The organism is Microbacterium sp. SORGH_AS_0888 (genome assembly GCF_030818905.1).
GTDB lineage: Bacteria > Actinomycetota > Actinomycetes > Actinomycetales > Microbacteriaceae > Microbacterium.
Genome location: NZ_JAUTAZ010000001.1, coordinates 132,975 through 154,224 on the forward strand (window position 1 = coordinate 132,975; position 21,250 = coordinate 154,224).

The 21,250-nt window shown below is 70.9% G+C and carries 20 protein-coding genes; 17 read left to right on the forward strand and 3 right to left on the reverse strand.

Annotation, left to right across the window (positions count from 1 at the left end):
* The first annotated feature begins 136 nt into the window (after positions 1 to 136).
* From atpB to QE381_RS00665, 9 genes are all read left to right on the forward strand, one after another.
* Positions 137 to 925 carry a F0F1 ATP synthase subunit A gene (gene atpB / locus QE381_RS00625; RefSeq protein WP_373426968.1) on the forward strand — a complete coding sequence of 263 codons (789 nt, stop codon included), beginning with the start codon at positions 137 to 139 and terminating at the stop codon, positions 923 to 925.
* Between the two features lie 41 nt (positions 926 to 966).
* Positions 967 to 1,200, forward strand: coding sequence for an ATP synthase F0 subunit C (gene atpE, locus QE381_RS00630; protein WP_307214570.1), 234 nt, complete (start codon positions 967 to 969; stop codon positions 1,198 to 1,200).
* Between the two features lie 32 nt (positions 1,201 to 1,232).
* Positions 1,233 to 1,790: a F0F1 ATP synthase subunit B gene (locus QE381_RS00635; RefSeq protein ID WP_307214572.1), complete on the forward strand. Its 558-nt coding sequence runs from the start codon at positions 1,233 to 1,235 to the stop codon at positions 1,788 to 1,790.
* Positions 1,791 to 2,582 (forward strand): F0F1 ATP synthase subunit delta, encoded by a 792-nt coding sequence (locus QE381_RS00640; RefSeq protein WP_307214574.1) that lies wholly within the window; start codon positions 1,791 to 1,793, stop codon positions 2,580 to 2,582.
* 77 nt (positions 2,583 to 2,659) lie between these two features.
* Positions 2,660 to 4,300: a F0F1 ATP synthase subunit alpha gene (gene atpA, locus QE381_RS00645; RefSeq protein ID WP_307214575.1), complete on the forward strand. Its 1,641-nt coding sequence runs from the start codon at positions 2,660 to 2,662 to the stop codon at positions 4,298 to 4,300.
* Between the two features lie 19 nt (positions 4,301 to 4,319).
* Positions 4,320 to 5,219, forward strand: a complete 900-nt coding sequence (locus QE381_RS00650) for a F0F1 ATP synthase subunit gamma (RefSeq protein WP_307214576.1) — start codon at positions 4,320 to 4,322, stop codon at positions 5,217 to 5,219.
* A 19-nt stretch (positions 5,220 to 5,238) separates the two neighbouring features.
* Positions 5,239 to 6,690 carry a F0F1 ATP synthase subunit beta gene (gene atpD, locus QE381_RS00655; RefSeq protein ID WP_307214577.1) on the forward strand — a complete coding sequence of 484 codons (1,452 nt, stop codon included), beginning with the start codon at positions 5,239 to 5,241 and terminating at the stop codon, positions 6,688 to 6,690.
* Position 6,691: 1 nt separating this feature from the next.
* Positions 6,692 to 6,952: a F0F1 ATP synthase subunit epsilon gene (locus tag QE381_RS00660; RefSeq protein ID WP_307214578.1), complete on the forward strand. Its 261-nt coding sequence runs from the start codon at positions 6,692 to 6,694 to the stop codon at positions 6,950 to 6,952.
* A gap of 86 nt (positions 6,953 to 7,038) precedes the next feature.
* Complete coding sequence (locus QE381_RS00665; protein WP_307214580.1) at positions 7,039 to 7,788, forward strand: YaaA family protein; 750 nt, start codon at positions 7,039 to 7,041, stop codon at positions 7,786 to 7,788.
* On the opposite strand, the gene QE381_RS00670 is transcribed toward QE381_RS00665, so the two are convergent.
* On the reverse strand, positions 7,781 to 8,335 hold the full coding sequence (locus tag QE381_RS00670) for a DUF4870 domain-containing protein (RefSeq protein WP_307214582.1): 555 nt from the start codon (positions 8,333 to 8,335) through the stop codon (positions 7,781 to 7,783). The two genes, QE381_RS00665 and QE381_RS00670, sit on opposite strands and share 8 nt — an antisense overlap.
* A 193-nt stretch (positions 8,336 to 8,528) precedes the next feature.
* On the opposite strand from QE381_RS00670, the gene QE381_RS00675 reads away from it, so the two are divergent.
* From QE381_RS00675 to QE381_RS00695, 5 genes are all read left to right on the forward strand, one after another.
* On the forward strand, positions 8,529 to 9,158 hold the full coding sequence (locus tag QE381_RS00675; protein WP_307214584.1) for a TetR/AcrR family transcriptional regulator: 630 nt from the start codon (positions 8,529 to 8,531) through the stop codon (positions 9,156 to 9,158).
* Positions 9,140 to 10,873 carry an ABC transporter ATP-binding protein gene (locus QE381_RS00680; RefSeq protein WP_307214586.1) on the forward strand — a complete coding sequence of 578 codons (1,734 nt, stop codon included), beginning with the start codon at positions 9,140 to 9,142 and terminating at the stop codon, positions 10,871 to 10,873. The genes QE381_RS00675 and QE381_RS00680 overlap by 19 nt, the downstream gene beginning before the upstream one ends.
* Entirely contained in the window at positions 10,870 to 12,825 is a 1,956-nt protein-coding gene (locus QE381_RS00685) for an ABC transporter ATP-binding protein (protein ID WP_307214588.1), read from the forward strand. The genes QE381_RS00680 and QE381_RS00685 overlap by 4 nt, the downstream gene beginning before the upstream one ends.
* Before the next feature lie 53 nt (positions 12,826 to 12,878).
* The gene (locus QE381_RS00690) at positions 12,879 to 13,646 is read left to right on the forward strand and encodes a PP2C family serine/threonine-protein phosphatase (RefSeq protein WP_307214590.1); all 768 of its coding nucleotides are present in this window, start codon (positions 12,879 to 12,881) and stop codon (positions 13,644 to 13,646) included.
* Positions 13,647 to 13,738: 92 nt separating this feature from the next.
* Positions 13,739 to 16,438 carry an FtsK/SpoIIIE domain-containing protein gene (locus QE381_RS00695; RefSeq protein ID WP_307214592.1) on the forward strand — a complete coding sequence of 900 codons (2,700 nt, stop codon included), beginning with the start codon at positions 13,739 to 13,741 and terminating at the stop codon, positions 16,436 to 16,438.
* A 67-nt stretch (positions 16,439 to 16,505) separates the two neighbouring features.
* On the opposite strand, the gene QE381_RS00700 is transcribed toward QE381_RS00695, so the two are convergent.
* A complete protein-coding gene (locus QE381_RS00700) occupies positions 16,506 to 17,495 on the reverse strand; it encodes an asparaginase (RefSeq protein ID WP_307214593.1) in 990 nt (329 codons plus the stop codon).
* Between the two features lie 39 nt (positions 17,496 to 17,534).
* Between QE381_RS00700 and QE381_RS00705 the strand changes: the two genes are divergently transcribed.
* Complete coding sequence (locus QE381_RS00705) at positions 17,535 to 18,011, forward strand: OsmC family protein (protein WP_307214595.1); 477 nt, start codon at positions 17,535 to 17,537, stop codon at positions 18,009 to 18,011.
* Positions 18,012 to 18,020: 9 nt separating this feature from the next.
* On the opposite strand, the gene QE381_RS00710 is transcribed toward QE381_RS00705, so the two are convergent.
* Positions 18,021 to 18,779 (reverse strand): lysophospholipid acyltransferase family protein, encoded by a 759-nt coding sequence (locus QE381_RS00710; RefSeq protein WP_373426969.1) that lies wholly within the window; start codon positions 18,777 to 18,779, stop codon positions 18,021 to 18,023.
* A gap of 146 nt (positions 18,780 to 18,925) precedes the next feature.
* On the opposite strand from QE381_RS00710, the gene QE381_RS00715 reads away from it, so the two are divergent.
* The gene (locus tag QE381_RS00715) at positions 18,926 to 19,873 is read left to right on the forward strand and encodes an FKBP-type peptidyl-prolyl cis-trans isomerase (RefSeq protein ID WP_307214599.1); all 948 of its coding nucleotides are present in this window, start codon (positions 18,926 to 18,928) and stop codon (positions 19,871 to 19,873) included.
* Positions 19,874 to 19,899: 26 nt separating this feature from the next.
* Positions 19,900 to 20,982 carry a 1-deoxy-D-xylulose-5-phosphate reductoisomerase gene (gene dxr / locus QE381_RS00720; RefSeq protein WP_307214600.1) on the forward strand — a complete coding sequence of 361 codons (1,083 nt, stop codon included), beginning with the start codon at positions 19,900 to 19,902 and terminating at the stop codon, positions 20,980 to 20,982.
* The last annotated feature ends 268 nt before the right edge of the window (positions 20,983 to 21,250 follow it).

The window sequence follows — 21,250 nt, forward strand, 5'->3', positions numbered from 1 at the left end:
GAGTTTGATAGGGTGAGTGTGCACCCGATAGCGATCCTCTTGAGCGCTTCTGCGTGGTGTTCACCGACCATCGTCGCAACGGTCTTTTACCGATGCCCCAAAGCTGGAGCCAGCGCTGTTCACTCAAGCTGCGACCCTGATCGCGACCTCGGAGTCGTCTGACGGCTTCCATGCGCCGTCCATCGAGGACTTCTTCCCCGATGCCCTGCTCTTCGCGGGTACGCCGTTCGCGATCACTCGGATCAACCTCATCCAGATTCTCGCCACGGTCGTGCTGATCGTGCTCTTCCTCGCCGCCACTCGCCGCATGCGCCTCGTGCCCACGCGGTTCCAGAGCGTCGCCGAGATGGGCCTCGACTTCGTCCGCGTCAACATCGCGCACGACCTGCTGGGCCGCAAGGACGGCAACCGCTTCCTGCCGATCCTCACGACGATGTTCTTCATGATCCTGTTCATGAACATCACGGGGATCATCCCGTTCCTGAACATCGCCGGAACGGGCGTCATCGCCGTGCCGCTGCTGCTGGCGGTCGTGTCCTACGTGACGTTCATCTACGCCGGCGTCAGGAAGAGCCCGAAGAACTTCCTCAAGAACGCGCTCTTCCCCTCCGGCGTGCCGCCCGTGCTCTACATCATCGTCACGCCGCTCGAGTTCCTCTCGACCTTCATCATCCGGCCCGTCACCCTCACGCTGCGTCTGCTGATGAACATGATCGTCGGGCATCTCATGCTCGTGCTGTTCTTCAGTGCGACCTGGTTCTTCACGGTGACCCTCAGCGGCTGGTGGACGGCGCTCGGCGTCGGGACCCTCGCCTTCGGTTTCGTCTTCACCCTGTTCGAGATCCTGGTGGCCTTCCTCCAGGCGTACGTCTTCACCATCCTCACCGCGGTCTACATCCAGCTCGCGGTCGCGGAAGAGCACTGATCGGGACGGCATCCGCCGCCCTCAACGAAAGGAAAAACCCCGTGGACGCAACTACGGTTCTGGCCGCCGTCAGCGGAAACGTCGCGACGATCGGCTACGGTCTCGCCGCCATCGGCCCCGCCATCGGCGTGGGCATCGTCGTGGGCAAGACCATCGAGGGCGTGGCACGCCAGCCCGAGCTCGCCGGCCGCCTGCAGGTCCTGATGTGGATCGGCATCGCCTTCACCGAGGCGCTGGCCTTCATCGGTATCGCCACCGGCTTCATCTTCCAGTAAACGACCTCGACCGACACAAGTAAGGAGACAGGATGCTGAACGCTCTTGTCATCCGCGCGGCCGAAGAGGGCCACCAGCCGTCGAACCCGCTGATCCCGGCGGTGTACGACATCGTCTGGTCGGCGGTGTGCTTCGTCGTCATCCTCTTCGTCTTCTGGCGCGTCGTGCTGCCTCGGATGCAGAAGCTCCTCGACGAGCGCGCCGCGGCGATCGAGGGGAACATCGAGAAGGCCGACCAGGCGCAGAAGCAGGCCGAGGCCGCGCTCGAGCAGTACACCGCACAGCTGGCCGAAGCGCGCGTGCAGGCCGGTGAGATCCGCGAGGCCGCCCGTGAGGACGGCAAGAAGATCGTCGCCGAGGCCAAGGACGCCGCGACGGCCGAGGCCGGGCGCATCACAGCGCACGCGCACGCGCAGATCGAGGCCGAACGGCAGGCGGCCCTCGTCTCGTTGCGGAGCGAGGTCGGCACGCTGGCCCTGGATCTCGCGGGCGGCGTCATCGGGGAGAAGCTGAAGGACGACGCAGCCGCGCAGGGCGTGGTGGACCGTTTCCTGGCCGACCTCGAGTCCTCCGAGAAGGCGACCTCGTAGATGGGCAGTGCGACCACCCAGGCGCTCGGCGCCGTCCGTGAGGTCCTCGACCGCACGGACGGTGTCGACCTGACGACCGCCGCCGGGCTCTTCCAGGCTGCGCGCGCGATCGACGGCACCTCGCAGCTGCGAGGCGCCCTGTCCGACTCCGCGGCGGCGCCCGAGGCGCGCCGGAAGGTCGTCGCCGACGTCTTCCGTGCGGCGCTCACCCCCGCGGCGCTCGCGCTGCTGGAGACCGCGGTCGAGCACCGGTGGTCCTCGGCCGACGGTCTCGTCGACGGCATCGAGGAGCTCGCCGTGCGTGCGGCATCGATCGGAGCCGCCGGCGTTGACCTCGAGTCGGAGCTGTTCCAGGTCTCGCGGCTCGTCTCCGCCAACCCGGAGCTCGAGCTCGCGCTCGGCAGCCGCATCGGCGACGCCGACGCGAAGAGCGCCTTGATCTCCTCGATCCTGGGCGGACGCTTCTCCGAGGCGACGGTCCTCATCGTGAGCTCGCTCGTCCGGCATCCGCGCGAGCGTCGGGTGCGCGGACTGCTCGGCCGTGCGATGGCGGTCACGGCGGATCAGCGCGGCCGGACGGTGGCCACCGTCACCGCGGCGTCGCCGCTGAGCGACGCGCAGAAGGACCGCCTGGTGGCGGCGCTGTCGGCGCGCTACGGCGTGCAGGTCACGCTCAACCTCGTGGTCGACCCCGCCCTCGTGGGCGGTGTCCGGGTGCAGGTCGCCGACGACCTCATCGACGCGAGCGTGTCCACCCGCATCGCCGACCTGCGACAGCGGTTGGCGGGATAGACGACTTCCCGCCGGTGCCGGACGACGGCGACGGCGGAGGCTTCGGGGCCGAGGGCCCCACGAAACGAAGGAAGACAATGGCAGACATCTCCATCAGCCCCGACGTCATCCGTGACGCACTGAAGGACTTCGCTGCGGCATACGAGCCTACGGGCGCGGCGGCCGCCGAGGTCGGCTCCGTCATCGACGCCGCCGACGGCATCGCCCACGTCGAGGGCCTGCCGGGTGTCATGGCGAACGAGCTCGTGACCTTCGCGAACGGCACGCTGGGCTTGGCCCAGAACCTCGACGAGAACGAGATCGGCGTGGTCGTCCTCGGCGACTTCTCCGGCATCGTGGAGGGCCAGCAGGTCACCCGCACGGGCGAGGTGCTCTCGGTCGCGGTCGGTGACGGCTACCTCGGTCGCGTCGTCGACCCGCTCGGCAACCCGATCGACGGTCTCGGCCCGATCGCCAGCGAGGGTCGTCGTGCGCTCGAGCTGCAGGCGCCCGGTGTGATGCAGCGAAAGAGCGTTCACGAGCCGCTTCAGACCGGCATCAAGGCGATCGATGCGATGATCCCGGTCGGACGCGGGCAGCGCCAGCTGATCATCGGCGACCGCCAGACCGGCAAGACGGCCATCGCGATCGACACGATCATCAACCAGAAGTCCAACTGGGAGTCCGGCGACGTCAGCAAGCAGGTCCGCTGCATCTACGTCGCGATCGGCCAGAAGGGCTCCACGATCGCGTCCGTCAAGGGTGCGCTCGAGGACGCCGGGGCGATGGAGTACACGACGATCGTCGCCGCTCCCGCCTCCGACCCCGCGGGCTTCAAGTACCTGGCTCCCTACACGGGCTCCGCCATCGGACAGCACTGGATGTACGGGGGCAAGCACGTCCTTATCATCTTCGACGACCTGTCGAAGCAGGCCGAGGCCTATCGCGCCGTGTCGCTGCTGCTGCGCCGTCCGCCGGGGCGTGAGGCCTACCCGGGCGACGTGTTCTACCTGCACTCGCGCCTCCTGGAGCGGTGTGCGAAGCTGAGCGACGAGCTGGGCGCGGGCTCGATGACGGGTCTGCCGATCATCGAGACGAAGGCCAATGACGTCTCGGCGTACATCCCGACGAACGTGATCTCGATCACGGACGGCCAGATCTTCCTCCAGTCCGACCTGTTCAACGCGAACCAGCGCCCCGCGGTCGACGTGGGCATCTCGGTCTCGCGCGTCGGCGGCGATGCTCAGGTCAAGTCGATCAAGAAGGTCTCGGGAACGCTGAAGCTCGAGCTCGCGCAGTACCGATCGCTCGAGGCGTTCGCGATGTTCGCGTCCGACCTGGACGCGGCATCCCGTCGTCAGCTGGAGCGCGGTGCGCGTCTGACCGAGCTTCTCAAGCAGCCGCAGTACTCGCCGTACCCGGTGGAGGAGCAGGTCGTCTCTATCTGGGCCGGCACCAACGGCAAGCTCGACACGATCGCCGTCGAGGACGTGCTGCGCTTCGAGCGTGAGCTGCTCGACCACCTGCGTCGCAACACGACGGTGCTCGACACGCTGCGCGAGACGAACGTCCTGGACGACGACACGACCGCCGAGCTCGAGAAGGCGACCGACGCCTTCATCCTCGAGTTCCAGTCCGGCACGGGCCAGGCTATCGACGCGCCCGGCAGCGAGCAGTTCGCCGAAGCCGACGCCGCCGACGTCAACCAGGAGAAGATCGTCAAGGGCCGCCGCGGCTGAGCCGGGCTGAGACAGGGACATGGGCGCACAACTCCGGGTCTACAAGCAGAAGATCGCCTCTGCGCAGACCACCAAGAAGATCACGAAGGCGATGGAGCTCATCGCGGCTTCGCGCATCCAGAAGGCGATGGCGCGCGTGCGCGCGTCGTCGCCGTTCGCCCGCGCGGTGACGCGCGCGGTCTCCGCGGTCTCGACGTACTCCAACGTCGATCACCCGCTGACGCGCGAGCCGGAGACGATCCGGCGGTCCGCCGTCGTGATCTTCACGTCCGACCGGGGCCTCGCGGGCGCGTTCAACTCGCAGATCCTCCGTGAGGCGCTCGAGCTCGCGAGCCTGCTGCGCAGCGAGAACCGCGAGCCGGTGTTCTACCTGGTCGGACGCAAGGCCGTGGGCTACTTCCAGTTCCGCCGGATGGAGGCTGCTGCGGAGTGGACGGGCGACACCGACACGCCGCACTTCTCCACCGCGGAGGAGATCTCGGGCGTCCTGCTCGAGGCGTTCAACCGGGGCGGTCTCGACGGCGGCGTCGACGAGATCCACCTCGTGTACAACCGCTTCGTGAGCATGATGACGCAGTCCCCCGAGACCGTGCGCCTGCTGCCGCTCGAGGTCGTCGAGGCGACCGAGGACGCCGCATCCAGCGCCGTGTACCCGCTGTACGAGTTCGAGCCCGACGCCGAGACGGTGCTCGACGCACTGCTGCCGGTGTACATCCAGAGCCGGGTCTTCAACGCCCTGCTGCAGTCGTCGGCTGCGAAGCACGCCGCGACGCAGAAGGCGATGAAGTCCGCCAGCGACAACGCCGACAAGCTCATCACCGACTACACCCGCCTGCGCAACAACGCGCGTCAGGCCGAGATCACGCAGCAGATCGCCGAGATCGTCGGCGGCGCCGACGCCCTGGCATCGGGCAAGTAAGAAGAACGAGGAAGAGACCATGACCCCCACCGCAACCGCCGAGACGGAAGCCGCCGTCGTCGGGCGCATCGCGCGCGTGACCGGCCCCGTCGTCGACATCGAGTTCCCGCACGACGCGATCCCCGACATCTACAACGCGCTCAAGACGACGATCACGATCGGCGAGGACAGCCAGGAGATCACGCTCGAGGTCGCGCAGCACCTGGGCGACGACCTGGTCCGCGCCATCTCGCTCAAGCCCACGGACGGCATGGTCCGCGGCCAGGAGGTGCGCGACACCGGTGGGCCGATCTCGGTCCCCGTCGGCGACGTCACCAAGGGCAAGGTCTTCAACGTCACCGGTGACGTGCTCAACGGCGTCGACGGCGAGACCATCGAGGTCACGGAGCGCTGGGGCATCCACCGCCAGGCGCCGAGCTTCGACCAGCTCGAGTCGAAGACGCAGATGTTCGAGACGGGCATCAAGGTCATCGACCTGCTGACGCCGTACGTGCAGGGCGGCAAGATCGGCCTGTTCGGTGGTGCGGGCGTCGGCAAGACCGTCCTCATCCAGGAGATGATCCAGCGCGTCGCGCAGGACCACGGTGGTGTGTCCGTCTTCGCCGGCGTCGGCGAGCGCACGCGTGAGGGCAACGACCTCATCCACGAGATGGAGGATGCCGGCGTCTTCGACAAGACCGCCCTCGTGTTCGGCCAGATGGACGAGCCGCCGGGGACGCGTCTGCGCGTCGCCCTGTCGGCCCTCACGATGGCGGAGTACTTCCGCGACGTGCAGAAGCAGGACGTGCTGCTGTTCATCGACAACATCTTCCGCTTCACGCAGGCGGGCTCCGAGGTGTCCACGCTCCTCGGCCGCATGCCCTCCGCGGTGGGTTACCAGCCGAACCTCGCCGACGAGATGGGCGTGCTCCAGGAGCGCATCACCTCGACGCGCGGCCACTCGATCACCTCGCTGCAGGCGATCTACGTGCCGGCCGACGACTACACCGACCCGGCGCCGGCCACGACCTTCGCGCACCTGGACGCCACGACCGAGCTCAGCCGTGAGATCGCGTCGAAGGGTCTGTACCCCGCCGTCGACCCGCTGACCTCGACGAGCCGGATCCTGGACCCGCGCTACATCGGCGCCGACCACTACCGCGTCGCGACCGCCGTGAAGCAGATCCTGCAGAAGAACAAGGAGCTCCAGGAGATCATCGCGATCCTCGGTGTCGACGAGCTGTCCGAGGAGGACAAGATCGTCGTGTCGCGGGCGCGCCGCATCCAGCAGTTCCTCTCGCAGAACACCTACATGGCCAAGAAGTTCACGGGTGTCGAGGGCTCCACGGTTCCGATCAAGGAGACCATCGAGTCGTTCGACGCCATCGTGAAGGGCGAGTTCGACCACGTGGCCGAGCAGGCGTTCTTCAACGTCGGCGGCATCTCCGACGTCGAGGAGAAGTGGGCGAAGATCCAGAAGGAGAACGGCTGACATGCCGCTCAAGGTGAGCCTGGTCTCGGCCGACGCCGAGGTGTGGTCCGGTGAGGCCTCGCTCGTGATCGCCAAGACCGTCGAAGGCGAGATCGGATTCATGGCCGGGCACGAGCCCGTGCTGGCGATCCTCGCCGAGGGGCAGGTGCGCATCACCGAGACCAGCGGGAACAAGATCGTCGCGGACGCCCGCGACGGCTTCGTCTCGGTGGAACGCGACGAGGTCACGATCGTGGCCGGCAACGCCGCCCTCGTCTCCTGACCCTGGTCCCTGGTCCGACATCGCATCCGGCGTGAGACATCCGCAGTGAGCGGGCGTCTCACGCCGGAGCCGGCTCCTCGCTGCTCATGCTGATCCTGCTCCCGCCCTCCGAGACGAAGCGTGCGGGCGGCTCCGGCCCGCCGATCCAGGTCGGCGCGCTCGCCCTGCCGCAGCTCGCCCCGGAGCGGCGCAGGGTCCTCGATGCGCTCGTCGCCCTTTCCGCGGACCCGGATGCGGCTGCGCGCGTCCTGAAGCTGGGGGAGCGGCAGCGGGGCGAGATCGCGGTGAACGCGGCGCTGTGGACCGGACCGACGATGCCCGCGATCGACCGGTACACCGGGGTGCTCTTCGATGCGCTCGATGCCGCGTCGTTGGATCGGCCGGCGCTGCGGTGGCTGGGCGCGCACGTCCTGATCCACTCCGCGCCGTTCGGTCCGGTGGGCGCGCTCGATCCGATCCCGGCGTATCGGCTCGGCGCGGCGACGTCCCTCCCGGGGGCCCCGCCCCTCCGGCGACTCTGGGCGGATGCCGTCTCCGCGGCGCTGCTCGAGCTCTCGCCGTCGTTCGTGCTCGATCTGCGGTCCGAGGCGTACGCGGCCCTCGGCCCGGTCCCGGCGGAGATCCCCTCGGCGTACGTCCGGGTCGTGACCGAGACGGAATCGGGTGCTGCGCGCGCCCTCAACCACTTCAACAAGCACGCCAAGGGCGAGCTGGTCCGTGCGCTCGCGTCGGATCGGCCACGTGCGAAGACCCCGGCCGGCATCCTGGGGTGGATGCGCGACCGGGGCCTTCGTGTCGACGCGACGACCGCCGAATGGCGGCTCTACGTCACTTGATGAAGCGGAAGTTGACCGGGTAGCGGTAGCTGCCGCCCGCGTTCACTCGCACGCCGCCGATGATCGAGAAGATCACGTTGACGACCCAGAGGGCGAACTGGAGGAGCCCGAAGAGGATCGCGATGATCCCGAGGAACGGGATGGCGCCGACGATCACGCTCAGGATGCCGAGCGCGACGTAGGCGATGATCCAGGTGATCTGCCAGTTCAGCGCCTCCTTGCCCTCCACCGCCACGCGGGGACCGCGATCCTTCAGGATGAGCCAGATCAGGAGCGAGGGCAGGAAGCCGACGACTCCGCCGATGTGCGCCCACATCGCGGCCTGGCGGTCGCCGTCGGCGGTCAGGGGCTGCGCGCCGCCGGCGTACGGGGCCTGCTGGTAGCCCGGCTGCGGGTAGCCGCCCGGCTGCTGGTACCCACCGGGCGGCGGGTAGGCGCCCGGCTGCTGCGGCGCGGCCGGCGGCTGGTAGGAGGGGGGCTGCGGGGAGGCCGGAGGCTGCTGGGGAGGGATGGGCGGCTGCTCGGGGTGGGGGATGTTGTCGCTCATGAAAAGCCTCTCTATAGGCACGAGAACGCACGCGGATGTGATCGTCGTGCGCATCCGACAAGGTAGCGGCTGGAGGGGGATCCTCGCAACGGGCGTTGCGGGGGGTGAGGCGCCCGTGGTACGGCCTTCTGCACCCGGCGCGGTGGAGAAGGAGATTGCGGAGTGAGTGCTCACTCATTAAGCTGCGTTCGTGATGATCGAGACTCCTGATGCGGCGACCGCCGCCCGCGGGCGGGCGGCTCCGATGCCGCCGGACGAGCGCCGGGCGATGATCGCGGGGGCCGCCGTCCCGCTCCTGCTCGAGCACGGCTCCTCGCTCACGACCCGCCAGCTCGCGGAGCACCTCGGCATCGCGGAGGGCACGATCTTCCGTGCATTCGGCGACAAGGAGTCGCTCATCCGTGAGGCCGTGCGGACGTTCTTCACCCAGGCGCGGGAGCGGCGGCAGGCTGAGGTGCCGGATGCGTCGTTGCCGCTGCCGGAGAAGGTCGCCCGACTCGTCCACGGCTCGCGGCAGTGGGGCAGCGAGGCCTTCCGCATGCTCTCGCTCGTGCCACGGGAGGAGGCGCCACGCTTCTTCTCCCGCGGTGACGACGAGGAGTATCGCCGTGCCGTCGCGGCCGTCTTCGCCTCGGACGCCGCTCGGCTGCGGATCGCGCCGGAGCGGATGGCCTCGATCATGCGCATGGCCGGTGTCGCCGCCAGCGCGGTGCACCAGGGCGGTGCCGGCGCGCTCAGCGAGGAGGAGCTCGTGCAGTTCATCCTCTACGGCGTCGCCGGAGAGCCACGAGGAGGGGACGCGACGTGCTCGGCAGACTCCTGATCCGCTACCTGCGGCCCCACTGGCCGCTCATCGTCGGCGTGCTCGCGTTCCAGGTCGCGCAGTCGCTGGCATCGCTGTGGCTGCCCGCGCTCAACGCCGACATCATCAACAACGGGGTGATCACGGGCGACATCGGACACATCTGGTCGACGGGGATGCTGATGCTCGCGATCAGCCTCGGACAGATCGCGTTCGCGATCGCCGCGGTCTTCTTCGGCTCCCGCCTGGCGATGGGCCTGGGCCGTGACCTCCGTCACGATCTCTTCCATCGGATCGTCGGCTTCTCGCAGCGGGAGGTCGGAGCCTTCGGTGCGCCGTCGCTGATCACGCGGAGCACCAACGACGTGCAGCAGGTGCAGATGCTCGTCCAGGTCTCCGCGACGCTGATGGTCTCGGCGCCGATCCTCGCGATCGGCGGCGTGGTCTTCGCGATCCAGGTCGACGCGTCGCTGTCCTGGCTCATGGCCGTCTCGGTCCCGGTGCTGCTCGTGCTGGTGTCCCTCATCGTCGTGCGCATGGTGCCCGCGTTCCGGACCATGCAGCGCCGCATCGACCGCATCAACCAGATCCTGCGCGAGCAGCTCACGGGCATCCGGGTGGTCAGGGCCTTCGTGCGCGAGCGGGAGGAGCGCCAGCGCTTCGACCGGGCGAGCGCGGAGGTGAGAGACACGGCGCTTCACGCCGGCAACCTCATGGCGCTCATGTTCCCCGTTGTGATGCTCGTGCTGAACGCGTCCAGCGTCGCGGTGGTCTGGTTCGGGGCGTTCCAGATCGACGCCGGGACCACGCAGGTGGGAACGCTCTTCGCATTCCTCAGCTACATGATGCAGATCCTCATGGGGGTCATGATGGCGACGTTCATGTTCGTCATGATCCCGAGAGCCGCGGTGTGCGCCACCCGCATCGGAGAGGTGCTCGACACCGAGCCGTCTGTGGTCGCGCCGCGGAATCCGGTCCCCGCTCCTGCCGTCACGGGGCGCGTCGCCTTCGAGCACGTCGACTTCGCCTACCCCGGGGCCGCCGAACCGGTCCTCCGCGACGTGTCCTTCGTCGTGGAGCCCGGGACGACGACCGCGGTCATCGGCTCGACCGGCGCAGGCAAGACCACGCTCGTGGGACTGGTGCCGCGGCTGTTCGACGTGACCGCGGGCCGTGTCACGGTCGACGGCGTCGACGTCCGTGACCTCGAGCCGGACGACCTGTGGTCGCGGATCGGCCTCGTGCCCCAGAGGGCCTTCCTCTTCTCGGGCACGGTCGCCGCCAATCTCCGCTACGGTCGCGCCGAGGCGAGCGAGGACGAGCTGTGGCAGGCGCTGGAGATCGCGCAGGGCCGGGACTTCGTCGAAGCGATGCCGGACGGGCTCGCGGCGCCCGTCGCGCAGGGCGGGACCAACCTTTCCGGTGGGCAGCGGCAACGTCTGGCCATCGCGCGGGCGCTCGTGAAGAAGGCGGCCGTGTACGTGTTCGACGACGCGTTCTCGGCGCTGGACCTGCGGACGGATGCCGCGCTGCGCCGTGCGCTCGACGTCCGGCTGCCCGCCGCATCCCGGATCGTGGTGGCCCAGCGGGTCTCGACGATCCAGAACGCGGACCAGATCGTGGTGCTCGAGCACGGACGCGTCGTGGGACTCGGACGTCATGACGAGCTGGTCCGGGAGTGCGAGACCTACCGTGAGATCGTCGACTCGCAGCTCTCGGCGGAGGCCGCGGCATGAGCGCGCCAGGGCGACCCCTCCGGCCGGCCGGTGCGGCCACGCAGAAGCCGCGGAACTTCGGGGCGAGCGCGCGGCGCCTGCTGTCGACGCTGCGTCCTGACGCCGCGCTCCTGGCGGTCGTCGCCGTCGCGGGCGCGGTGAGCGTCGCCCTGAGCGTCCTCGGTCCCAAGCTGCTCGGGACGGCGACCAACATCGTGGTGGCCGGCTTCGTGTCCGCGCAGCTCGGCTCGGTGCCGCCGGGCACGACGAAGCAGCAGCTCCTCGAGCAGCTCACCGCCTCCGGCCGTCAGGCGCAGGCGGACCTTCTGTCCACCGTCGACTTCGTGCCCGGGCAAGGGCTCGACTTCGCGGCGCTCGGCCGCGTCCTGCTGACCGTGCTGGCCGTCTATGTCGTCGCCGCGTTGTTCGCGTGGCTCCAGGCGCGGCTGCTGAACGGCATCGTGCAGCGCGCCATGCACCGGCTGCGCACGCAGGTCGAGGACAAGATCCATCGGCTTCCGCTCTCGTACTTCGACCGCATGCAGCGAGGTGAGCTGCTGAGTCGTGTGACCAACGACGTCGACAACGTCGGCCAGTCCATGCAGCAGACGCTCTCCCAGGTCGTGACATCGCTGTTGACCGTCGTCGGCGTCATCGTGATGATGTTCGTGATCTCGCCGATCCTCGCCCTCGTCGCGCTCGTGACCATCCCGCTCACGCTGGGGGTCACGGTCCTCGTCGCACGCCGGTCGCAGAAGCTCTTCGTCGCCCAGTGGCGGGCGACCGGAGTCCTCAACGCACGCGTCGAGGAGACGTTCTCCGGGCACGCGCTCGTGAAGGTCTTCGGCCATCAGCGAGAGGTGGAGGCCGATTTCGCGGCGGAGAACGCCGAGCTGTACCGGGCCGGCTTCGGCGCGCAGTTCGTCTCCGGCCTCATCCAACCGGCCATGATGTTCATCGGCAACCTCGTCTACGTCGCGATCGCCGTCGCGGGCGGCCTGCAGGTCGCCGCGGGGATGATCTCCATCGGCGACGTGCAGGCCTTCATCCAGTACTCCCGCCAGTTCACCCAGCCGCTGTCGCAGCTCGGCTCGATGGCGAACCTGCTGCAGTCCGGCGTCGCGAGCGCCGAACGCGTCTTCGAGCTGCTCGACGAGCCCGACGAGACGCCGGACCCCGAGCCCGCCGAGACGGTCGAGGACGGCGCCGGGCACCTGGCGTTCCGCGACGTCTCCTTCCGCTACACGCCGGACCGGCCCCTCATCGAGGGACTCGACCTCGATGCCCGCCCCGGTCGCACCGTCGCGATCGTGGGGCCCACGGGCGCCGGGAAGACGACGCTCGTGAACCTCGTGATGCGGTTCTACGACGTGGATGGCGGAGTCATCGCCCTCGACGGTCTCGACACCCGGAGGATGACGCGTGCGGACCTCCGCGGACGCACCGGGATGGTGCTGCAGGACACGTGGCTGTTCTCCGGCACGATCCGCGAGAACATCGCATACGGGCGTCCGGACGCGACGGACGAGGAGATCCGGGAAGCCGCGACCGCGGCGTACGTCGACCGGTTCGTGCACGCGCTGCCCGACGGCTACGACACCATGCTCGACGACGACGCCGCCAACCTGTCGGCGGGGGAGCGGCAGCTGGTGACGATCGCCCGCGCGTTCCTGGCGGATCCCCGCATCCTCATCCTCGACGAGGCGACGAGCTCGGTCGACACGCGCACGGAGCTGCTGATCCAGCGCGCCATGACCCGGCTCCGCCGGGACCGGACCGCGTTCGTCATCGCTCACCGGCTCTCCACCATCCGCGACGCCGATCTCATCCTGGTCATGGCGGACGGTGCGATCGTCGAGCAGGGGCGCCACGAGGAGCTGCTGAGCGAGCGGGGTGCCTACTGGAGTCTGTACAACGCCCAGTTCGAGGCGCCGGCCGACGACGGGGCGGCCGAGGTTCCGACTAAGATGTGAGGATGCCGCGCGGCTGTGCGCGGGGCGGAAGCAGGCGACCGGAGGACATCTCAGTGCCCGAGACCACGACCCGCTCGCGTCGGGTCGCGCTGGACTCCGGCGCGGTGGAGCTGACCTGGGCGGCGGCCACGGACGTGGGCCGACGCCGGGAGATCAATCAGGACGCGGTCCTTGCCTCCTACCCGCTGTTCGTGGTGGCCGACGGCATGGGCGGTCACATCGGCGGTGAGATCGCAAGCGCCAGCACGGTCTCACGGCTCTCCGCCATGGTCGAGGGGGGCACGGTGACCCCCAAGGCGATCGAGAAGGCGCTCGCTCGGGCGGTCAAGGACATCGCCTCACATCCCGAGACCACGGACGAGGGCACCGGCACGACCGTGACGGGGCTGTACCTGGATGTCGCGGGTGCCGAGCCGCACTGGGTGACGCTCAACATCGGCGACTCTCGCGTGTACCTCCTGCGCGAGGACACGCTCGTGCAGATCACGACCGATCACTCGGTGGTGCAGGAGCTCGTGGCCGCCGGCCGGCTGAGCCCCGAAGAGGCCGAGAACCACCCCTACGGCAACGTGATCACCCGTGCCGTGGGTCCCAGCGACAGCGTCAAGCCCGACTACGTGCGCCTCGACGTGCAGGACGGCGACCGGTTCGTGGTCTGTTCCGACGGCCTCACGAAGGAGCTCACGGACTACGGGATCCAGCACTTCCTCAATGAGAACGCCGATCCGGCCGCGGCCGTCGACGCGATGCTGGACGCGGCACTCGAGAACGGCGGTCGCGACAACGTGACGGTCATCGTGCTCGACGTCGCCGTGGGCTGACCCCTTCTCCCCAAGCGCGACGCCGCCGGCGGTTCTCCACGGACTGCGGCCGTGGTCGCTCGTCCCCGTGATGGTCGGGGTTCACTGGGCGCATGACCACGCCACCCGTCTTCACCCTCCCCGCTCCTGCCCCGCCGCCGCGGCGGGGCTCCGTCCCGCTCGCGGCCGCGGCCGTGCCGGTCGTGGGGGCCGTCATCCTCTGGCTCGTCACGGGGTCGCTGTTCGCCCTGTGCTTCGCCGCCCTCGGGCCCATGATGGCGGTGGCGTCGTCCCTCGACGCGCGGCGAGCCGCTCGACGGGAACGGCGGCGGGACGAACGGGAGCGGGAACGCCTGATCGCCGACCTCCGCATCCGCGTCTCGGAGGCGCACGCTCGGGAGCGCGCGGAGGCCGCCGAGCGGCATCCCGACCTCGCGCGCCTCGCGACCGCTCCGGCGGAGCTGTGGCGCCGGGTTCCGGGCAGGACCGCCGGCGTCGTCGTCGGACGCGGCGAGGCTCCCAGCTCGGTGCGTGTCGGCGGTGACGGGGCCGGGGCGGACGAGCTCCGCCGGTTCGCGGAACGCCTTGCGGATGCCCCGATCGTGGTCCCGGTGGAGGCGGGGATCGCGGTGATGGGGCCCGAGCCGTGGGCCGCGGCCGTCGTGCGCGCGCTGGCGGTGCAGCTGCTCTGCCGGCGTCCGCCCGGTGAGCTGCGGCTGGCGGCGCCGGCGCCGGGATGGGCGGCCGGCTACGCACCCACGGGCGATGCCTCCCTGCGGCTCGCGCCGCCCTTCGGTCGCGACGACGTCGTGGTGACGGCGGTGGCGGCGGGCGCCGCGCCGCCACCGGCATGCGCCGCCGTGCTGACGTTGACGGGACCGTGCCGCGGCGTCCTCGACCACGAGGGGCAGCTGCGCACGGTGAACGTGGAGGCGCTCTCGGAGTCGCAGGCGCAGGCGGTCGTCGGCCTCCTCGCGCGCCGTGGGCGCGATCTGGCGCTCGGCCGCACCCTTCCCGACGAGGTGTGGCGGGAGCGGCTGCCTGCGGCGGTCGGCACCGGTCTCGCGGCCGTCGTCGGCATGGGCGTCGGCGGTCCCACTGAGCTCGACCTCGTCGCCGACGGTCCACACGCCGTCGTCGCGGGCGTGACGGGATCCGGGAAGAGCGAGCTGCTGGTGACGTGGGTCGCCGCCATGGCGGCCGGGCGCGGACCCGACGCGGTGACGTTCCTGCTCGTCGACTTCAAGGGCGGGACGGCGTTCCGGCGGCTGGCCTCCCTCCCGCACGTCACCGGGGTGGTGACGGACCTCGACGCGCGAGGCACACGGCGTGCGATCGAGTCGCTACGGGCGGAGATCCGACGCCGCGAGGCGGAGCTCGCCGCGGCGGGGGCGACGGATGTCGATCATCCGGCCGCGCGGATGCCCCGGCTCGTCGTCGTCGTCGACGAGTTCGCCGCCCTCCTGCAGCAGGCGCCCGAGCTGGCCGCCGTGTTCACGGACGTCGCGGCCCGCGGACGCGGGCTCGGCATCCATCTCGTGCTCGGCACCCAGCGTGTGACCGGCGTCGTCCGCGAGGCGATCCTGGCCAACTGCCCGCTGCGGATCGGCCTGCGCGTGACCGACGCCGCCGACAGCCGCGCGCTCCTGGACGCGATCGATGCGGCCACCGAGACCGAGCGCGGCATCGCCCACGTGCGCGTGCCCGGTCTGCCGATCGCGGCCGTGCGCGTGGCGCGGACCGCCGACGACGACATCGCTGCCCTCTCCGCGGCCGCCGGCGCGGCGCCCGCGCCCGCGGTGTGGCTGCCTCCGCTGCCGGCACGGTTGCCGCTCGCCGAGGCGCCGCGTGTCGCGGCCGGACTCGTCCTCGGGCTCGCCGACGAGCCCGAGCGGCAGCGGCAGGAGGCCGTGACGCTCGGTCGCGAGGACACCGGGCTCGCCGTCATCGGCGGTCCCGTCTCCGGACGTAGCGCGCTGCTGGCCGCGCTCGCGACGCAGGACCCGACCGCGATCGTCCTGCCTCGGGACCCGGAGGTCGCCTGGGATCGCGTGACGGCCGTGATGGAGGAGCCGCCGGCGCCCGGCGTGCTCCTCCTCTGCGACGATCTCGACCTGCTGCTCAGCAGATATCCGGCCGACTACGCGACGGCGGTCGTCGATCGGCTCGTCGAGCTCGTGCGCGGGTGGGGCGTGCGGCCCGTGCTCTCGTGCGCTCGCGCCGTCGGCGTCCACGCCCGCCTGATCGAGCTGTGCTCGCGTCGCGCACAGCTGCGGCTGCCCACGCGCCTCGACCACGTCGGCGCCGGGTTCGACCCCGCGACGTATGACGCACAGGCTCCCCGCGGACGCGGCACGATCGACGGCCTGACCGTGCAGTTCGCCGAGGCCGCCGGTCCCGCCGCTCCCGGAGGCGACACCGTCCCGGTCTGGCGGCCGCAGCCGGGACTCAGCATGGCGGTGCTTCCGGGGGCCGCCGCCGTGCGGCGGGTCGAGGCGGCGCTGTCCGGCTCCGGCGCCGAGGTCGACGGACCCGCCGGCGAGCCCGGGGGCCGCGATCGGCCCCGGGTGCTCGTCGGCGACTCGGACGGCTGGCAGCGGGCGTGGGCGCGGTTCACCGCCCTGCGCGCTGACGCGGAGCTCGTGATCGCGGCCGAGTGCGCGGCCGACTACCGGCTGCTCACGGGCGACCGGTCGCTGCCGCCGTTCTGCGAGACGGGGAGGGGCCGCGGGTGGCTCATCGCAGAGGGACGCCCGGCCCGCCGCATCCTGCTTCCCGGAGCCCAGGATCGTCGGCTCCGCGCGGTCGGATGAGGGGCGCGCCCTCCCCGGGGGCCGACGGAGTCCATCCGCCGCGTCGACGACGCGAGCCGACGCCCGCTCAGACGACCGGACGGATGCGGCCGACCGGGGCGCCGCCGCCGTGCACGACGAGCGGGAGATCCTGCAGCGACCGCTCCACGACGGCCGGGGCCAGCGCGCCCGCCTGCTCCAGCAGCGTGAGGGCGACCGCCGCCGCCGCGCGTCCGCTGCCGTCGAGGACCTTCAGCGCCACGGTCGTCCCGTCGGGGGCGACCAGGGTGGCCACGCCCTCCGCGCCGAACTTCGAGAAGGAGCCCGTGCGCTCGGCGATCATCGTGTCGGGCCGGCCCGGGCCGGCCACCGTCCAGGGGTGCGTGCGGACGGCCTGCAGGATCATCGCGCCGAGCCGGTGCATCGCGAACGGCGACCGCTCGCTCGCGGTGCCCATCCGGTGGAGGGCGCGAGCGAGCCCGGTCAGCGAGACCGCGGGAACGGGCGCCCCGCATCCGTCCGTCGCCACCGTCGTGGGGCGTTCGCCGGTCAGCCGCTCGACGACCTGCAGGATGTGGGACTGCAGCGGATGCGCCGGCTCGAGGTAGCCGTCGGTGTCCCAGCCGCTCGCGCGGCACGCGCGCAGCATCGCGGCGTGCTTCCCCGAGCACGTCATGCGGATGCGCGTCGGACGCGCGAGATCTCGGACGAGCTCGTCGCGGGTCGACGCGTCCTCCGGCCAGGCCGGCGGGCACGCGAGGTCGTCCTCGGTGAGATCCGCGCCGGCGAGGATGTCGCGGACGACACCGACGTGACGGTCGGTGCCGCTGTGGCTGGCCGTCGCCAGCCCGAGCTGCTCGTCCACGAGCTCGGCGCCGGCCGTCAGACAGGCGAGGGCCTGCAACGGCTTCAGCGCGGAGCGCGGCAGGATCGGCGCGGCGGGGTCGCCGAGCGTGCGGATCACCGTTCCGTCAGCGCCCAGCACGACGGCCGAGCCGACGTGCCGGGACTCGACGAAGCCGCTGCGCTCCACGACGGCGAGCTCTGCGGCGGCACCCGGGGAGAAGGTCTGCGGCATCCGTTCAGCCTACCGGCGGCGGCGTGCGAGACTTCGATCATGATCGGCGAACACGAGTACCGGCTGACCGCGACCTGGACCGGAGACCGCGGGACGGGAACGAGCGGTTATCGCGACTACGACCGCTCGGTCACGATCGAGGTCGACGGCAAGCCGTCGCTGCTCGCCTCGGCCGACCGCCCCTTCCGCGGAGATCCGGCGCGCTGGAACCCCGAGGACATGCTGCTGGCGGCCCTCAGCGAGTGCCACCTGCTCTCCTACCTGCACGCGTGCGTCACCGTCGGCGTCGTCGTCGTGGGCTATCGCGACACCGCGACCGCCGTGATGCGCGAGGACGGCCGGGGCGGCGGGGCGTTCGTCGAGGCGGTGCTGCACCCGGAGGTCGTGATCGCCGAGGAGGGCATGCGCGAGGCCGCCGAGGCTGCGCACGCGCAGGCGAACGCCTGGTGCTTCATCGCGAACTCCGTGAACTTCCCGGTTCGGCACGAGGCGACCATCACGGTCGTCGGCGCGTGACGGGCCGCGTCAGCGGCGTTCGTGCGGCAGCGCCTGCTTGAGGCGTTCGATCGCGCCGTGCGCGGGCACCTCGTTGTAGGCGCCGGCGAGCTCCTGCCCGGACAGGGCGTGGATCGCGGCCATGATCTCGTCCGTCGCGAGGCGCCTCGCCTTGCCGGAGGTGGCGGGGCCGTGGGGGGTGAGATCCAGCGGCGTGCCGAACTTGATCGTCACGCGCGGCCGCAGCCGAGGGAACTTCGCGCCCACCGGCATCGCGTCGTTCGTGCCGAGCAGGCCCACCGGGACCACGGGGGCGCCGGTCTGCAGCGCGAGGAAGGCGACGCCCGTGCGGCCCTTGTACAGCCGTCCGTCCAGCGAGCGCGTGCCCTCCGGGTAGAGCGCGATGGCCTTGCCCGTCTCCAGCATGCGACGCTGCTGCTCCAGGGCGTCGAGAGCCGCCTGACCGGCGCCGCGCTCGACAGGGCTCGCGCCCAGGCCGGTGAAGAACTCGCGGGCGATCCATCCCTTCACGCCGGTGCCCTCGAAGTAGCTCGACTTCGCGAGGAAGTGCACGGTCCGGGGGGCAGCGAGGGGGATCGCGAACGAGTCGATGAACGACAGGTGATTGCTCGCGAGGATCACCGCGCCCGTGCGCGGGACGTTGTCGCGGCCCTCGATGTGCGGCAGATACGCGAGTCGGGCGAGCGGGGCGACGACGCGTCTACCGAAGAAGTAGGCGAACCCGGCCGACGAGGCGGGGACGGCCTCGGCGTCGTCGGCGGCGGGGATGTCGTCGTCGGCTCGGTCCGCGGAAGTCACCTCACGAGGGTACTCCCGATCGCATTCCCCGCTGCGCATGTGGTGCTTCCCAGCCCGCGCAGAACTCCGGTGCGCCATGATGGAGGGATTCCCTGCCCCAACGAATGAGGTCACCCGTGCGCGTCCGCCCGCTCGCCACCCTTTCCGTCGTCGCCGTGGCGTTGCTCGCCCTGGCCGGCTGTTCCTCGGCGGGATCGCCCAGCGCCTCCGGCTCTGCCGACCCCGCCGCCTCGGCGGCTGCCTCGCTGTGCGACAGCGTCGCGGCATCCGGCGCGGCGAGCGATGCGGTGTCGGTGACCGGCGACGTCGGATCCGCGCCCACCGTCACCTTCACGGCGCCGCTCGACGTCACCGGCGTGCAGGCGACGACGGTCGTCAAGGGCACGGGCCCCGCCGTCGCCGACGGCGACTACGTGACGATCGGCTACGCCGGCTACGACCCGGCCACGGGCAAGTCCCTGGCGGACTACAAGTCGGATGACCCGCCCGCCCCCATGGTCGCCAACAGCATCCTCGGCAGCGCCTTCGGCTGCGGCACCGTCGGCAGCCGTGCGGTCATCACGGTCCCCGCGGCGAACTCCAACCCCGCGGCCGTCTACGTGATCGACCTGCTCTCGTCCACGCCGGCTGCTCAGTGGTGCCAGCCGCAGGCCCCGGCCTCGGGTGCCCCGATGCCGACCGTCACGTGGGACGACAAGGGCGTGCCGACCGTGACGGTGCCGAGCGGGCAGACGCCGCCGACGTCCGTGACCGAGCAGGTGCTGACGGAGGGCGACGGCGACACCGTCCAGGCCGGCGACTCGGTCACGCTGAACTATCACGGCATCAAGTGGTCCGACGGCACGGTGTTCGACTCGAGCTGGACCCGCGGCCAGCCGGCGACGTTCACGACCAGCCAGGTCGTCGCGGGCTTCGGCAACGCCCTCGTCGGCCAGAAGGTCGGCTCGCAGCTGGTCGTCGTCATCCCGCCGGAGTGCGGATACGGCACCGCGACGACGAGCAACGGCCTGGGCGGACAGACCCTCGTGTTCGTGATCTCGCTCCAGAGCACCGCGCGGGGATGACCTTCCCGCGTCGGTAGGCTGACGGGATGCGACGCATCCTGATCCTGGGCTCCACGGGTTCGATCGGCACCCAGGCCCTGGATGTCGTGCGTCGCAACCCCGGACGCTTCGAGGTCGTGGGTCTCGCGGCCGGGACCGATCGCGCCGGCCTCGCCGCGCAGGCGGCCGAGTTCGGGGTCGAGGACACGGCGCTCGGCGCGGCGGAGGCCGAGCAGCTCGTCCGCGACGTCGCCACCGACGTCGTCCTCAACGGCATCACCGGGTCGGTCGGCCTCGGCCCGACGCTGGCGGCACTGGAGGCCGGCCGGGTCCTCGCGCTCGCGAACAAGGAGTCTCTGATCGTGGGCGGCGAGCTCGTGACGCGCCTCGCCGCTCCGGGCCAGATCGTGCCGGTCGACTCCGAGCACTCCGCCATCGCGCAGGCGCTCCTGGCGGGCGAGCACGCCGAGGTGCGCCGGCTCGTCGTCACCGCCTCGGGCGGGCCGTTCCGCGGACGCTCCCGTGCCGAGCTCGTCGACGTCACGCCGCAGCAGGCGTTGGCGCATCCCACGTGGGACATGGGACGTGTGGTGACCACCAACTCCGCCACGCTCGTGAACAAGGGCCTCGAGGTGATCGAGGCCCACCTGCTGTTCGACATCCCCTACGACCGCATCGACGTCGTCGTCCACCCGCAGTCGGTCGTGCACTCCATGGTCGAGTTCGTCGACGGCTCCACGATCGCGCAGGCGTCGCCGCCGGACATGCGGCTGCCGATCTCGCTCGGGCTCGACTGGCCGCATCGGGTGAGCGGCGTGGGAGCCCCGATCGACTGGACTCGCGCGCAGGCCTGGACGTTCGAGCCGCTCGACGACGAGGCGTTCCCCGCCGTGCGCCTCGCGAAGCGGGTCGGGGGCGCGGGAGGCACGTATCCCGCCGTCTTCAACGCCGCGAACGAGCAGGCCGTGGACGCCTTCCACGAGGGGCGCCTGCCGTTCACGGGCATCGTCGACACGGTGGCGCGCGTCGTGGACGCGCACGAGGCGCCGGACGCGCTCACCAGAGAGTCGCTCGCCGATGCCGAGGCATGGGCACGTCGCACGGCCGACGCTCTCATCGCCGTTCGCTAGCCGCCCCGACCCTCTCGTCGTCGACGACGTGATGACGGGTTGGCGGAGCCTGTCGGGGGCGACCCGGCGGACGCCGCCGACGCAGATCTCGTGGTGCCTCCCGCTCAGCCGGAGCCCTTGACGGGGGATGAGCCGATGGTGCATCTCGCGCAGCACGTCTGCGTCGTCGTCGGAGGAGCCGAGGTGCAGCGTCTGCACGCAGAGCCCCTCAGCGAGGGTCTCGATCCGCACGTGCTCCAGCCGATCGGCCGACCCCTTGGCTGCGATG

Coding starts and splice junctions, on each gene's coding strand:
- QE381_RS00650 (WP_307214576.1), top strand. CDS start 4,320: ATGGGCGCACAACTCCGGGTCTACAAGCAGAAGATCGCCTCTGCGCAG.
- QE381_RS00670 (WP_307214582.1), bottom strand. CDS start 8,335: ATGAGCGACAACATCCCCCACCCCGAGCAGCCGCCCATCCCTCCCCAG.
- QE381_RS00705 (WP_307214595.1), top strand. CDS start 17,535: ATGATCGGCGAACACGAGTACCGGCTGACCGCGACCTGGACCGGAGAC.
- QE381_RS00700 (WP_307214593.1), bottom strand. CDS start 17,495: ATGCCGCAGACCTTCTCCCCGGGTGCCGCCGCAGAGCTCGCCGTCGTG.
- QE381_RS00635 (WP_307214572.1), top strand. CDS start 1,233: ATGCTGAACGCTCTTGTCATCCGCGCGGCCGAAGAGGGCCACCAGCCG.
- dxr (WP_307214600.1), top strand. CDS start 19,900: ATGCGACGCATCCTGATCCTGGGCTCCACGGGTTCGATCGGCACCCAG.
- atpD (WP_307214577.1), top strand. CDS start 5,239: ATGACCCCCACCGCAACCGCCGAGACGGAAGCCGCCGTCGTCGGGCGC.
- atpA (WP_307214575.1), top strand. CDS start 2,660: ATGGCAGACATCTCCATCAGCCCCGACGTCATCCGTGACGCACTGAAG.
- QE381_RS00695 (WP_307214592.1), top strand. CDS start 13,739: ATGACCACGCCACCCGTCTTCACCCTCCCCGCTCCTGCCCCGCCGCCG.
- QE381_RS00665 (WP_307214580.1), top strand. CDS start 7,039: ATGCTGATCCTGCTCCCGCCCTCCGAGACGAAGCGTGCGGGCGGCTCC.
- QE381_RS00660 (WP_307214578.1), top strand. CDS start 6,692: ATGCCGCTCAAGGTGAGCCTGGTCTCGGCCGACGCCGAGGTGTGGTCC.
- QE381_RS00640 (WP_307214574.1), top strand. CDS start 1,791: ATGGGCAGTGCGACCACCCAGGCGCTCGGCGCCGTCCGTGAGGTCCTC.
- QE381_RS00675 (WP_307214584.1), top strand. CDS start 8,529: ATGATCGAGACTCCTGATGCGGCGACCGCCGCCCGCGGGCGGGCGGCT.
- QE381_RS00685 (WP_307214588.1), top strand. CDS start 10,870: ATGAGCGCGCCAGGGCGACCCCTCCGGCCGGCCGGTGCGGCCACGCAG.